This window comes from Hymenobacter norwichensis DSM 15439 (assembly GCF_000420705.1).
In the GTDB taxonomy this organism is placed as follows: domain Bacteria; phylum Bacteroidota; class Bacteroidia; order Cytophagales; family Hymenobacteraceae; genus Hymenobacter; species Hymenobacter norwichensis.
This window is the reverse complement of the sequence record NZ_ATVL01000012.1, coordinates 126366-140557: the sequence shown is the minus strand read 5'-3', so window position 1 is coordinate 140557 and position 14192 is coordinate 126366. Positions and strand designations below refer to the sequence as shown.

The following is a 14192-nucleotide window of genomic DNA, read 5'->3' as shown; positions in this document are numbered from 1 at the left end:
CACTTCAATCATCTTAGAATAACATAACTTTACAGAAGGCACTGTGGAAGACCGTCACGACCAAGAAGAAATCTATTCGCAACGTATTAAGGCTGGCAAACGCACGTATTTCTTCGACGTGAAAGCCACCCGCGGCCAGGACTACTACCTGACCATCACGGAAAGCAAACGCAAGCTCCGCGACGACGACACTTTCTCGTATGAGAAGCACAAGATTTTCCTCTACAAGGAAGATTTTTTGAAGTTCGTAGATGCCTTGCAAGACGCCGTTGAGTATGTGCGTGAGGAGCTACTTACCCCCGAGGAAGTAGCCGAACTGGACCGCCCGCGGCCGGTATACGACCACCATCCGGAAGGTGAAGCCGGATTTAATCCTAACCGCGCCGACGACAACTACTAAGCATTCCGAAGTCCAGCGAAGCAATTAGTCCATTATTAGCAACTTATTCTACGGTAGTGCCCACTCCTTACATAAGGGGTGGGCACTACTTTTTTTAAGCTACCAGCCAACTACTTTGGGCTTCTCAGAGCGTGTAGTACTGCGTGATAATAACGATAACGCCGGCTGCTACATATAGGCAGAAGCGCTGCAATTTCTGGGCGGGTTTATGATGTTCACACATAGCAGCTCAACAGCTACAGTGCCGTAGCTGGTTCAACTATTGCTTGGCTAATGGCCGCAACGTGAAGCGGGCCGTGCTTTCCCCGGAAAAGCCCCGTACCTTTGCCCCCGAATTGCGCGGTTAGTCCGCCAACTCACCTTTTCACCATTTCACTATCTCACCTTATGGGTCTCCGCTGCGGTATCGTCGGCCTGCCAAACGTCGGCAAATCCACGCTTTTCAACGCTCTTTCCAACGCCAAGGCCGAATCGGCCAACTATCCGTTCTGCACCATCGAGCCGAACGTGGGCGTGATTACCGTGCCCGATGAGCGGCTCCAGATTCTGGAGGCACTGGTGAACCCGAAGCGGGTACTACCGACCATTATCGAGTTTGTGGACATTGCCGGCCTGGTGAAAGGCGCTTCCAAAGGCGAAGGACTGGGCAACAAGTTCTTGGCTAACATTCGTGAGGTAGACGCCATCATTCACGTTATCCGCTGCTTCGACGACCCCAACATTGTGCACGTCGCCGGCGGCGTCGACCCCGTGTTCGACAAAGATGTTATTGACACCGAGCTGCAAATTAAAGACTTGGAGAGCGTAGACAAGAAACTCGCTAAGTCGGAGCGCTCGGCCAAGGGTGGCGACGCAGTGGCTAAGAAGGAAGTAGCGGCGCTACAGAAGTTTAAGGCAGCGCTGGAAGCTGGCCAGAATGCCCGCGCCGTGGAGGCCACGGCCGAGGAATTGGAAGCCGTTGCTGATTTACAGTTGCTCACCATCAAGCCCGTGATTTACGTGGCCAATGTGGACGAAGCTAGCGCTATTACCGGCAACGCTCATACAGCGGCTTTACAGGCGCACGTGACGCAGGAAGGCGCCGAAGTGGTACTGGTATCAGCCGCCATTGAGTCGCAGATTGCGGAGATGGAAGACCCCGAGGAAAAGGAGATGTTCTTGGGCGAATACGGCCTCACCGAGTCGGGCCTGAACCGCCTGATTCGCGCCTCCTACACTTTGCTCAATCTGATTACCTACTTCACGGCCGGGGTGCAGGAAGTACGCGCCTGGACCATCCATAAGGGCGACAAGGCTCCGGCAGCGGCAGGTGTCATTCACTCCGATTTTGAGAAGGGCTTTATCCGGGCTGAGGTAATTAAACTAGCGGATTACCAGGAATATAAGACTGAAGTAAAAATCAAAGAAGCCGGCAAGATGGCCGTGGAAGGCAAAGAATACGTGGTGCAAGACGGCGACATCATGCACTTCCGCTTCAATGTGTAACTTCTGCTTTTCCTCATGGACGTAAAAGACAGCAACGGCAATCTGCTCGCGGAAGGCGACTCGGTGACGCTCATCAAGGACTTGAAAGTGAAAGGCTCTTCGCTTACACTCAAGCGCGGTACGGTGGTCAATAACATTCGTCTCACCAACTCGCCCGCCGAAATTGAAGGTCGCGCCGGTGGCAGCACGATGGTGCTCAAAACTGAGTTTTTGAAGAAAGCCTAATATCACTGTTTCTTCAGTAAAAGTTAATAACTTAAACGCCCCAGTCGCATGATGCGACCGGGGCGTTTTTGTATCATAGTGGTAAAGAAATACGCGCTTGGTTTTTTGCTTGGCTGCCTTGCTGAAACGGCCTGCCAGCAGAAACCTGCTTATCTGCATGAAACTGGGCTTTTAGTGATGGATAATGCTCGAAATCACACTAGTTTCGACTATTTCATTCCGTGCACTTTCAACGATACTCTCTCGTTCGGTCAAAACATTCGGTTGATCCATGAGCACAAAGCCCGGCATATTAGCACAAGCGCACTAGAATTTGCGTTACTGAACGTTTCCTGGCCCAGCACCCCTGATTCATTTTATGTAAAGAACAGCTGGAGACAACGCTCCTACCTATCTGCGGTAGAGCTAACTCTAAAACGCGAGGACGATTTATCGGTGAATACAATGAAAAATATTGATCCGATAAAGATGGCTGGGAGCATCTATGTTAGTCAATTTTACCCTGGGCACTATCGAATAGTGCGAGCCAAGAAGATAATTTTAATCGAGTAAACCAGAACCGCCCCCTGGAATCAATTTCTAGGGGGCGGTTCTGGTTTACTCGCTTCTATTGAATTTACTTCCCCACCACTTTAAACAGCATTCCAGCCGTCATTTTATCAGTGGTTTTCATGCCGTTGAGGATGGCTAGTTCGTCGTAGCGTTTGCTGGAAATGCCGTTGGCGGCGAGGGCCTGGGCCAGCGTTTGGCCGGCTTTGGCAGTTTTGATGCGGACACGCTCGGGCTGCTTGTTGAGTTTGGCGGCGTCGGTGAGGCGGCGAAAGCCTTGGGCAGTGCGCTGGAACGTGCTGCCGTAGGTGCCGAGGGTGCCGGGGCCGCAGAGGCCTACCAGGGCATAAATTGTCTGGCCGTCCTGGATGAGGTAGGTCAGGGTGCTGGCCGTGACGCCCTGCTGCCCCGACTGGTCCTGCCCTACCTGGTCGCCCTGAATAACGAGGGCCGGGAAGTTGTTAACGGTGGTTTTCTGGGCCTGAGCGTTCTGGAGCTTCAGCTGCTGGGCCAAGGCCTGGGCGGTTTCGTCGAGGCCTTTGTTACCGGCGGGCAGCAGAATCTGCACGGCCTTGCCGTTAGGCTCGGCCATCTGGAACTGGCTGGGCGAGTTCTGCGACTTCCAGCCCTCCGGCACCGGAAACTGGAACTTCAGGTCGGGGTGATAGAACACGCTGTTTTCCACGTAGCCTTCGCGCGGGTTGTCGCCGTAGGGCAGGCCCTCAATTAGGCGCAGGTACTGGTCACGGTTGACGGCTAGCTGGCGGCCGGCCTGTTGCTCGGCTTGCTGCGCCAGTTTCTTTACGGTGGTGTAGCGGTCGGCGGAGTTAGGGTGCGACGACAGGAAGGTGGGCACAGTGGCCGCGCCGCTACTTTGCTCGGTGCGCGAAAGGGTCAGGAAGAAGTCAGCCATTGAGGCCGGGTCGTAGCCTATTTTGCTGGAGTATTTCACACCCAACTGGTCGGATTCGGTTTCGTCGTCGCGGCCGTATTTCAGGAGCCCGATGCTCGCCAGCTGCGTGGCGGGCTGGGCTATAGACGCAATGCGCTTTGAGAAGATAGAGCCCAGCAGAATAGCGCCGTTAATGGCAGTGGAACGGGTTTGCTGCTTCTGGCCGTGGCGGGCCGTGATATGCCCGATTTCGTGGCCGAGTACTCCGCTGAACTGCGCTTCGTTGTTGAAATAGGCCAGAATGCCGCGGGTAAAATACACGTGGCCATCGGGCGTGGCAAAGGCATTGATGATGGGCGAATCGACGACGGTAAAGCCTTTTACATCGGCGGGGCGGTCGGAAATCCGGCCCATCTGCATGCCTTTCTGGTCGATATAGGCTTGCAGCTTGGCGTTATCGAGTAGCCCGAACTGGGCAATAACTTGTGGGTCGGGCTGGGCACCCTGCACCGGGGGCGGCGAGGGTACGGCAATGGTTTCAGTGGCAGCTAGCCGCGAACCGGCCAGGGGCAACAGGAGCGTCAGGGTGAGGCCGGTACGCACAACGGCGGTGAGGGTAGGTTGCATATGGGAGAGAGTGGAGCGAGGAATAGGATAGGCCTGCAACGAAGCTGAGCTATGTAAAGGTTACAAGCCGTTCAGCCTTGCTAGGCTACTACTGTGCCAAACTGCTTTTTAGCTTTCCCAAGACAGTTCTTATCTACTGAGGCGCTATCAGGTGGTGGTTTTTTCCAGCGCCTGCTCTTCCAACTCCAGGGCCGTGGGGCGGCCGTGGTGACGGTCCAGCCAGTTCATTACGGGCGTGGCCAGCACCCCGTGCATGATAATGGAAGTCAGGACGGTGAAGCCGGTAATGGCCCACAGCTCCCGGGCTTCAACAAACTCCCACCCGCTGAAGGCGTAGCCCAGGTAAAAGAAGGAACCGATACCGCGAATCCCGAAAAACGAAATCACCAGCCGTTCCGGCCATGACAAGCGGCTGCGGCCCAACGTCAGAAGGCCGCCGGCGGGCCGCAGCACCAGCAGTAGAAACAGCCCTAGCGCCGCGCCGTGCCAAGTCAGAGGGGCCAGTAAGCCTTTCGCCAGCGCGCCGCCAAACAGGATCAGAATCACCACAATAAACAACCGCTCCAGCTGGTCGGTGAATTCGTGCATCTCGGTGTGGTACTCGTGGCTCCGCTCGTGCCCGCGCAACGTAACGGAGGCAATGAATACGGCCATGAAGCCGTAGCCGTGCAGCAGCTCCGTAACGCCATAAGCCGTGAGCGTAACAGCCAATGCTACAAACCCGTACGCCTCCGGGTTGATGCGCACCCGGTGGGGCAAATCAAAAATCAGGAACGACAGCGCCTTGCCGGCCAGCCAGCCGCCGGCCACTCCCATAGCAACACGGTAGCCGATGTCCAGCCAGACCCAGTGCCAGAGCCGCTCGGCAAATGGCAGCGTGGCTACCGGCAGCAGAATAATGGCCAGGTGCACGAAGGGGAAAGCCAAGCCGTCGTTGAGGCCAGCCTCGCCGGTGAGCGAGAAGCGCACGTTGTCTTCGCGCCCTTCGCCGGGCTTGCCCACCTGCACGTCGCCGGCCAACACCGGGTCGGTGGGGGCCAGGGTAGCGGCCAGCAGCACCGCCGAAGCCGGCAGCAAACTACCTAGCCGCCAAGCCACCACCGTAAAAATGCCGATGGTAATCACCATTAGCACCAGCACCAACTGCAAAGGCGCCCGCCAGCGCCACAAGGAAAACTTGCGGTCAATCTTGAGGCCAGTACCTGTGAGGGCCACCGTCACGCAGATTTCCGACAGGTGCATCACGAAGGTGGAATGCTTGATGGGGTCGGGGTCGGGCAAACCCAGCGGCAGCGAAAACACCACCGCTCCCAGTGCCACAAACAAGATGGGGTAGGAAAGCGGATACTTGCGCAGCAACGACGGGAGCCAGGCCACGGCCAGAATGGCGACGCCCAGCACCACCAGAATCAGGTTGTAGAGCGACATAGGTGGCTACATATATAAAAGAGGAAGCTCCTGTGTACGCAGCCGCTCTTCTTTCGGCCGGTTCTTGGTTAGGGCCGGCGGCTGTTGAAATCAATGCTCTGGTAGCCGATGAGCAGGTCGGCGCGGGTGCCAGGCGGGCGGTAGTACACCAGCAGGTCGTACTGGTTTTCGGTTTCCTGGTGGCTGCCTTCCCACATCACGCTATTGGGACCCTGCGGAGTTTGGGTAGCGTAGATGTAATTGTAGTAGCCTTGCTTCACCAGCGCCCGGCCGGTGTAGAGCTGGTTTTCGGCATCGTAGGTGAGCTTAAACTCGTCTTTGAACTGCCAGTCGGTGAGGGCGCCCAGCACGTACACGGGGCCAGCCGCCGGCTGCTCGGCTTTCAGTTGAAACGTCACGTTCAGGTAGTCGGCGTTGGTGGCGCCGTTGCCGTACTCGCGGCTTTCAAATACGCGCTGCCCGTTGATGTCCTCAAACTGAGTGTAAGCCTGCCCGTTGCGGCTGCCATCCAGCTGCAACAGGGCCGTGCGGGGGGAAGCGGCGGCATCGAGCTTGGCCACCCCGATACCCAACGACCGGAACGTGCGCAGATCGAAGAAGCGGAACTCGGTGAGTGCCGGGAAGGCGTTTTCGAAATTGAAATACTGGTAATCGAGCTGGCGCTCGGCGTCGCGCACGAAGGTGGGGCGCAGGTTGTACTTGGCATTGTCCCAGCGGAAATTCTGGCGCAGCACCACCTTCACTTCCTGCGCTGGGTTGACGAGCTGCATGTTGTAGCGAATCCCGAAATCAACCTGCTGCAAGGTGTACCGCTCGGTGCCGGCCACCGGAATACCCTGCTTTAAGGCAATCTGCACGCCATTTTCGTACACTAGCAGCCGCCGGCTCAGCAGCGGCGTGTTGCCGGCGCCCTGCACCACCAGCAGGTAGTTGCCGCTCAGCTTCACGCGCGGTACTTGCAGCTTGTAGTGGTAGTAAGGCACTTTGGTGTTGACGGAGGTGCGGTAATCGGTGAACAGAAACTCGTTTATCTCGCTCAGAAACTGCATATCCGTTAGAATCGACGGTTTCCAGTCTACGTCGCAGTGCACGACCTTGGCCGTGAGGCGTTGGCTTTGCTCGGCCACAATATCAAACTCCAGCGTAATGGGCTGCTCCTGCGAAATGGGCACCACCGGCGGCGTGAAGATTTCGGTGTTGCTGCCCGAGGCCACGTAACACTGCACCGAGCGCACGTTGGAGTCGTAGATGTAGTCCTGGTAGCGCAGGGTGCGGTCGGCGTAGTATTCGGGGGGCTGCTGAGGGGCGCCACCGGGCCGGCGCGCGGCGTTGGGGTCGGTGATGGGCGTACCCAGCGGCACGCAGGACGCGGCCAGCAACAACAAACTAACGAGGTAGGAATAGCGAGGCATAAGGGCGAATGTAACGCGAACTTTCAGTTTATCGGGTACGAGTACTCGGCGCCAGCGGTACGACATGCGTGGTAACACTGGCTTTACTAGGAGTTCATTTAGTGGTAACCTGGACGTAAACCAGACGAAATAGTGGATTTGGAACTTGCGGCGCAATTCAGCAACAACATAATCCAGTATGAAACCTACCTCTACTCTTCTCTTAGCAGCTCTGCTTGGCGGTGGCAAAGCCTTGGCCCAAGTGCCCTGCCCTACCCTACCCGCCGACCACATCAGCCGGTTTACGTCGGTGGAGCCGACCACCCAGCCCCAGGACTTGCGCATTCCAGCTACCCATACTTTCCAGATGCTGGCGCAGGGCAACATGCCCTATACCAATGCCGCCGATGGAAACATGCTGGAAGCCTTCGACTTTACGGGCTACGCTCCTATTGCGGGCAGCAGCACCAACGGCTACCTTTCTATCAACCACGAGGGCTCGGGTACTACCTCGGGCGTGAGCATGCTCAGCCTGAACTTCAACGCCGCCACCAAGCTGTGGAACGTGACGGCCAAGCACCCCGTGAATTTCGGTTCGGTGGTAGGGACCATCAACAACTGCTCGGGCACGGTTACGCCCTGGAGCACGATTGTAACCTGCGAGGAAAACACCGGCCCCACCACCCCCACCGACACCAACAACGACGGGTACATGGACTCGGGCTGGAACGTGGAAATCGACCCGGTTACGCACACCGTGAAAGACCAGAACGGCGACGGCACGCCCGATAAGCTCTGGAAAATGGGCCGCCTCAAGCACGAGAATATCGTGGTAGCCGCCGACCAACGTACCGCCTACGAAGGCGCTGATGATGGTTCCAGCAACAGCTTCGTGTACAAGTACGTGGCTACCACGGCTGGCCAGCTCGGCAACGGCACGCTCTACGCTCTGCAACTAAACGGCGCTATCGGCACGGGCACTGCCGGCACCTGGATTCAAATTCCGAACTCCACGCCTGCCGAGTGCAACAACACCACCGCTGCCGCGCGAGCACTGGGTGCTACCAGCTTCAACGGCGTCGAGGACATCGAAATCAGCCCCCTAACCGGCCAGGTGTATTTCACGGCAAAGGGCCCCGGCACCATCTACCGCTTCACCGACACGGGCGCTACGGGCACCACGTTCAGCAACTTTGAAATCTTTGCTGGCAACACGCCCACCAACACCGCGCAGGCCTACACCATCAACTACGGCTCGGGTACCATCTCGGAGCTGTGGCGCACCGGCAACGACAACCTGACCTTCGACTCGCAGGGCAACCTGTACGTGTTGCAGGATGGCGGCCGCAACCACGTATGGCTGATTAAGCCTTGCCACACGCAGGCCAACCCGGCCGTAGAAGTGTTTGCCGTGACGCCCGCTGGCTGCGAGCCAACCGGCATGACCCTCTCACCCGACGAGCGGTTCATCTTCATCTCCATGCAGAGCCCCGACGCTAACACCCAGGCCACGGTAGATGCCGCCGGTCAGTCGGTGGTATTCAACAAGTCCACGGCCGTTGTTATTGCCCGTAAAGGCGTACTAGGCACCGCTCTGAGCACGAAAAACGGGCAGGCCGAGCTGGCTAAAGCCGACGTGTACCCGAACCCGGTGAACGGCTCGGAACTGACGCTGCAACTCAGCCACAACCAAAAAGAAGCGGCCACCCTGACGGTGTACAACGCCCTAGGAGCCCGCGTATTCGAGCAGGCTGCTACCCTGAGCCAAGGCCAGAACACGCTAAAATTACCGGTTAGCAAGCTGCAAAGCGGCCACTACAACCTGGTTATCACCACGGCTACCACCACTACCACGCGTCCGTTCATCAAGCAGTGAGGTCAACCCTGATTTCTCTTTTCTCCTTACTCATTGTTGCCCTGCATACTTTGCAGGGCAACACTTGTTTGGCGCAGTGCCCTCCGAAAGCGTCGTTTTCTTTGACGCAGGCCCTGCAAGAGCCCTCCTGTGTTAAAGAGCTGAACCTACGGGGACAGAACTTTGAACTACTACCCGCGAGCATCGGACAGCTCCGCAGCTTACGGCTATTGTTTTTGCACGAAAACCATTTGCGCCACCTGCCCGAAAACCTGACGGCCTTGGATAGCCTGCGGGTGCTGTTTCTGAACAAGAACAGTTTGTTGGATTTACCGGCTTCGTTAGGCAACCTGCACCGCCTGCGTCAGTTGCAAGTGGAGCAGAATATGCTAACCGAGCTGCCGCCCAGCGTGGCCGGCCTGGATAGCCTGCGGTATTTGCTGAGCGCCTACAACAACTTCACGTCCTTACCCGAAGCGGTAGGCCAATGGAACCTCCTAGAGTACTGCGACGTGTCGCACAACCAACTGCTGTTTCTGCCAGAATCAGTGAATCAGTGGGGCAGCCTGCGCTACCTCTACCTCAACGACAACAAGCTGCAATATCTGCCGGCGCAACTCGGCAACCTCACTCAGCTGGAAGAGCTGAACCTATCGAACAACCAACTGGAGGAGTTGCCGGCCAGTTTGGGGGAGTGCCGCAACCTAAAAGTGCTGATTCTGTCGGGCAACCAGCTCAGAGCCCTACCCAAAAGCCTGGGCAAACTTACCAAGTTGGAAATGTTGATTCTCAACGACAACCAGCTTACCACGCTGCCCCGCTCACTTAGCAAGCTGAAACAGTTGAAAACCATTATTGTGAAGCAGAATGCCTTCACCCCTGCCGCCCGCCGCCAAGCGGAAACCGCACTACCGGGCGCTAAACTCTATTTTTGATGCCTTTCCGTTTGATTCGTTTTCGGGCCGGGGGCCGCGCGCTGTTGCTGGGCTTGTCGGTGCTGCTATTCTCGTTTGTGGTGCTGCGCAAAACGCCCGCCGAACAGGTGAAGGCATACTACAGTGCCCATCTAAACCAATTGCACGCCACCCTCACCCACTTCCAGGAACGCACCTACTCCGCCGATACCTCTGCGCTGCGCCACGAGTTTGCCGCGTGCCGCCGGCAGTACAAGCAGCTGGAATTTGCTATTGAATACTATTACCCGCACGCTGCCGGGCGCATCAACGGCGCGGCCCTACCCGAAACCGAGCCGGGGGAGCCGGGCGAGGTAATACCGCCCAGCGGGTTTCAGGTACTGGAAGAATACGTGTATGCCGCCCCCGACAGCCGCTCCAACCGGGACTTGGTACACCAGGAAATCGACAATCTGCTGTTTCAGGTGCGCCAGTTGGAGCAGCAGGAGCCATACCTAGCCTTTTCCAACGAAGCCGTGTTTGATGCCCTGCGGCTGAACTTGTACCGGCTAGCGGCCAAGGGCGTGTCGGGCTTCGATTCGCCGGCAGCTCACGCCTCTCTACCAGAAGCAGCGGCCACCTTGCAGGCTACCCGCGAGGTGCTGGCCCTGTATGAAGTGCCCGCCACCCTCACCACTCAACTGCGCCGCTGCGAAGCTGCTGTGGCCATCCCCAATCTGGATTTCAACAGTTTTGATAGAGCCCGGTTTTTTGTGCGGTACTTCAACCCCGCTTTGGCAGCTTTGCACCAAACTCAACAGCAGCTACGCATTCCGTTCGTGCGGGAGCGGCGCGCGGTGCGCCCCGAGGCCGCCAGCTTTTTTGTGGCCGATGCTTTCAACGCGTCATTTTTTGCGCCGGCCGATGCTGCCGCACCTACGCCCGCCGTGCTGGCATTGGGTGAGGCGTTGTTTAAAGAACCCGTACTATCGGGTAAGGCGGGGCGCTCCTGCATCAGCTGCCACGCGTCCAACCGCGCCTACACCGACGGGCTGCGCGTAAACAGTTCGCTGCTTACCGATACCGGCCTGGAGCGCAACACCCCCACTCTGCTCAACGCCGCCCTCCAGCCCGATCAGTTCTACGACAGCCGGGTGCATTATCTCGAAGACCAGGTGCACGCCGTGGTATCTAACAAAGCCGAAATGGGCGGCCAGCTTAGCGCCGCACCCGCACTGCTCCGCAAGAAAGGCAGCTACGCCAAGCTCTTTACCCAGGCCTTCACCAACGAGAAGCAGCCCCTCACCGAGCGTAACATCCGGCGCGCCGTGGCAGCCTACGTCCGGTCCCTGGTCGGCCTTAACAGCCGCTTCGACCAATACCTGCGCGGCGACACGGCTGTGCTCAGCGGCCAGGAAATCATTGGCTTTAACCTGTTCATGGGCAAAGCGCAGTGCGGGACCTGCCACTACCTGCCCCTGTTCAACGGCACCGTGCCACCCCTCTACGACAAAACCGAAAGCGAAATCCTAGGCGTGCCCGCCACCGCCGACACCCTGCACCCCACCCTCGACCCCGACCAGGGTAAGTTCTTGCTCTATGGCGTAGCCCACCAGAAACACGCCTTCAAAACCCCTACCGTCCGCAACACTGCTCTTACGGCGCCATACATGCACAACGGCGTGTACCAGACCTTGGAGCAGGTGCTCGACTTTTACAACAAAGGCGGCGGTACGGGCCTGGGCCTGGCAGTGCCCAACCAAACTTTAGCTGAAGACAATCTAAACCTGAGTACCGCTGAACAGCAAGCTATTATCGCCTTCATCAAGTCGTTGAACGACGCGCGGGAAGTAGCGTATTAGACAACACTTAATCTCTATGTGGCAAGTATAGCTGACACCTGATTGGGAAAAGCGCGGCATCCACAATAGCTCCTCGTACATCTTAATAAGTAGCAGCAGGCTAAATGCTGTGCGTAACTGCACTATTTTCTGTAAATTAATCCTTGAAAAAGGACTAATAGCTAATCTGCCATGAAGAAAACAATTTCTATAGCACTGATTTTGGCCTCTGCCGTTTTATTAGGCATCCTAATTTATGCTTTGAATTTTGCGGAGCCAGGAAGCGGGTGGCAAAAGAACCGTATTCTGATTGGTATGTCTTTCATGGCCACTACGCGGTTCGCTATTACCTTTTTACGGCGTCCCAAGAAGGCCGCATTGTAGTTTGCTTCTCAATTTTCGTTTTACGGTTAAGGTATACGCTTATAATCGTTCAGGCTCACGCACGCTATACGACACCCGCTGCACATAAGCTTTGAGGGTAGGTTTTAAGAGTTCTTCAACTGCTTATCATCAGCGGGCCGCAGCTTTTCGGATACTTATACTGCCTATCGAGGCCTACCCAGTCGAAACTAAAAAGCCCCGCCGAAAGCACATAGCTTCCGACGGGGCTTTCTGCTTTACAAAAGTGCTGCCTACATTTCCGCCAGCATTTCCCAACGGTCGTTGAGTTTAGCCAGTTCTTTCTTCACCTGTTCGAATTTGAGGGTAGCATCCTTTAGCTGCGAAGCGTTCTGATAGATCTGCGGATCGGCCAACTGCTTTTCGTAAACGGCTAGCTCCTTTTCCCGCTCATCTATTTGCTTTTCCACTTCGGCCAACTCCTTCAGGGCCTTTTTCTGGTCGGGAGAAGGAGTCTTGGCAGGGCTGGCTTCCACTTTCTTTTCCTCCTTGGGCAGCGGCTTGGGAGCAGAAGGTGATGGTAAGCCGGCTTTCTTGGCGGCCTTTTCGCGGTCTTCCTGCCACTGCTCGTACTCGGCGTAGGTGCCGGGGTACTCTTTCAACTGGTAGTCCTCGATGTACCAGATTTTGTTGGCCACGTTTTCCACGAAGAACCGGTCGTGGCTAATCACGATGTAGGTGCCTTCGTACTGGTCCAGGGCCTGAATCAGGATGTTCACCGACTGCATGTCCAAGTGGTTGGTCGGTTCATCGAGCAGCAGGAAGTTGGCTTCCGAAATCAGGGTTTTGGCCAGCGCCACGCGGCTTTTCTCACCGCCGCTGAGCACCTTGATTTTCTTGTACACTTCCTCCCCCGTGAACAAGAACGAGCCCAGCACTGAGCGCAGCTCCATTTCCGAGCGCCGCGAACCAGCCTCAATCATCTCCTGCAAAATCTCGTTATCGATGCGCAGGCTTTCCAGCTGGTGCTGGGCGTAGAACGACATGATGACGTTGTGACCCAGCTGGTGGTTGCCGTTGGTGGGTGCCTCCTGGCCAGCTACCAAGCGCATCAGCGTAGATTTGCCTTTGCCGTTGGCCCCGATGAGGGCAATTTTGTCGCCCCGTTCGATATGTACATGGGTGTCGCGGAAGATGATTTTCTCGCCGTACTTCTTGCCCACATGCTCCATGCGCAGAATGTGGCGGCCGGGCGTCACGGTGAAGTTGAATTTGATGTTCACCTTGGCATCGTCGCCGGCCACGTCCTCGATGCGCTCCAACTTGTCGAGTGCCTTCACGCGGCTTTGGGCCTGCTTGGCTTTGCTGGCCTTGGCCTTAAACCGCTCAATAAACCGCTCCGCCTGCTTGATTTGGGCCTGCTGGTTTTCGAAAGCGCCTTTCTGAATCAGGTTACGCTCTTCTTTTTCCTCGATGTAGTACGAGTAATTGCCGGCGTACGGTACCAGCTTGCCGCCCGTTACTTCCACCGTCGTGTTGGTGGTACGGTCCAGGAATTCCCGGTCGTGGCTCACAATGATAACCGCGCCTTCGTAGCCAGCCAAGTAGTTTTCTATCCACTTGATAGACGGCAGGTCCAAGTGGTTGGTGGGTTCGTCGAGCAGTAGCAGGGAGGGTTGCTGGAGCAGAATTTTGGCCAGCATCACGCGCATGCGCCAGCCACCCGAAAACAGCTTCAGCGGCCGCTGTAGCTCCTCGGTGGTAAAGCCCAGTCCTTCCAGAATCTCTTCGGTGCGGGCCTGCATAGTGTAACCGCCCAGCGCCTCAAAACGCTCCTGCAAGTCAGCCAGCTTTTCCACCAAATCGTCGGTGTAGTTGGTCTCAAACTCCACCAGAATAGCGTCGATTTTCTTCTGCAAATCCAACGCCTCAGAGAAGGCCTGCATGGCTACCACCAGAATGGGCTCGTGCGAGTCGTAGCTCAGCAAATCCTGGTTCAGGAAGCCCAAGCTTACGTCCTTGCTCATGGAGATGCTGCCACCGTCGGGCTTGTACTCGCCCACCAGAATGCGTAGCAGCGTGGATTTACCCCGGCCGTTGAGCCCGATGAGGCCAATCTTATCCTTGGGCTTGATGTGGAGGCTGGCTTTGTCGTAGAGCGTACGGGAGCCGAAATGAAAATCTAAGTCGCTAATCGAAATCATCCTACTTTGCTGGATCTGAAGCCGCAAAGGTACGATCTATCTGGCTCAAGCCGAAGTAGA

At 56.7% G+C, this 14192-nt stretch carries 10 protein-coding genes; 6 read left to right on the top strand and 4 right to left on the bottom strand.

Going from position 1 to position 14192, the window contains the following annotated elements; all coding sequences use genetic code 11:
- The first annotated feature begins 43 nt into the window (after positions 1 to 43).
- From G536_RS0123350 to G536_RS0123335, 3 genes are all read left to right on the top strand, one after another.
- Entirely contained in the window at positions 44 to 400 is a 357-nt protein-coding gene (locus G536_RS0123350) for a DUF3276 family protein (protein ID WP_022826031.1), read from the top strand.
- 387 nt (positions 401 to 787) lie between these two features.
- Positions 788 to 1885: a redox-regulated ATPase YchF gene (gene ychF, locus G536_RS0123340; RefSeq protein WP_022826030.1), complete on the top strand. Its 1098-nt coding sequence runs from the start codon at positions 788 to 790 to the stop codon at positions 1883 to 1885.
- A gap of 15 nt (positions 1886 to 1900) precedes the next feature.
- Complete coding sequence (locus G536_RS0123335; protein ID WP_022826029.1) at positions 1901 to 2110, top strand: zinc ribbon domain-containing protein YjdM; 210 nt, start codon at positions 1901 to 1903, stop codon at positions 2108 to 2110.
- A 616-nt stretch (positions 2111 to 2726) separates the two neighbouring features.
- Here the strand turns inward: G536_RS0123335 and G536_RS0123325 are convergent.
- The 3 genes from G536_RS0123325 to G536_RS0123315 all read right to left on the bottom strand — a co-directional run bounded on the left by G536_RS0123325 (position 2727) and on the right by G536_RS0123315 (position 7018).
- Complete coding sequence (locus G536_RS0123325; RefSeq protein ID WP_022826027.1) at positions 2727 to 4178, bottom strand: M48 family metalloprotease; 1452 nt, start codon at positions 4176 to 4178, stop codon at positions 2727 to 2729.
- A 147-nt stretch (positions 4179 to 4325) separates the two neighbouring features.
- A complete protein-coding gene (locus tag G536_RS29540; protein WP_022826026.1) occupies positions 4326 to 5606 on the bottom strand; it encodes a cation:proton antiporter in 1281 nt (426 codons plus the stop codon).
- Between the two features lie 68 nt (positions 5607 to 5674).
- The gene (locus tag G536_RS0123315; protein WP_033370748.1) at positions 5675 to 7018 is read right to left on the bottom strand and encodes a type IX secretion system plug protein; all 1344 of its coding nucleotides are present in this window, start codon (positions 7016 to 7018) and stop codon (positions 5675 to 5677) included.
- A 178-nt stretch (positions 7019 to 7196) separates the two neighbouring features.
- Here G536_RS0123315 and G536_RS29535 point away from each other — a divergent pair, with 178 nt between their 5' ends.
- The 3 genes from G536_RS29535 (at position 7197) to G536_RS29525 (ending at position 11607) form a co-directional block, all read left to right on the top strand.
- Entirely contained in the window at positions 7197 to 8873 is a 1677-nt protein-coding gene (locus G536_RS29535; RefSeq protein ID WP_022826024.1) for an alkaline phosphatase PhoX, read from the top strand.
- A 68-nt stretch (positions 8874 to 8941) separates the two neighbouring features.
- Positions 8942 to 9787, top strand: coding sequence for a leucine-rich repeat domain-containing protein (locus tag G536_RS29530; RefSeq protein ID WP_169515149.1), 846 nt, complete (start codon positions 8942 to 8944; stop codon positions 9785 to 9787).
- Positions 9787 to 11607 carry a cytochrome-c peroxidase gene (locus G536_RS29525; protein ID WP_022826022.1) on the top strand — a complete coding sequence of 607 codons (1821 nt, stop codon included), beginning with the start codon at positions 9787 to 9789 and terminating at the stop codon, positions 11605 to 11607. Before G536_RS29530 ends, G536_RS29525 begins: the two co-directional genes overlap by 1 nt.
- Positions 11608 to 12221: 614 nt before the next feature.
- Here G536_RS29525 and G536_RS0123290 read toward each other — a convergent pair.
- Positions 12222 to 14132: an ABC-F family ATP-binding cassette domain-containing protein gene (locus G536_RS0123290; protein WP_022826020.1), complete on the bottom strand. Its 1911-nt coding sequence runs from the start codon at positions 14130 to 14132 to the stop codon at positions 12222 to 12224.
- Between the last annotated feature and the right edge of the window lie 60 nt (positions 14133 to 14192).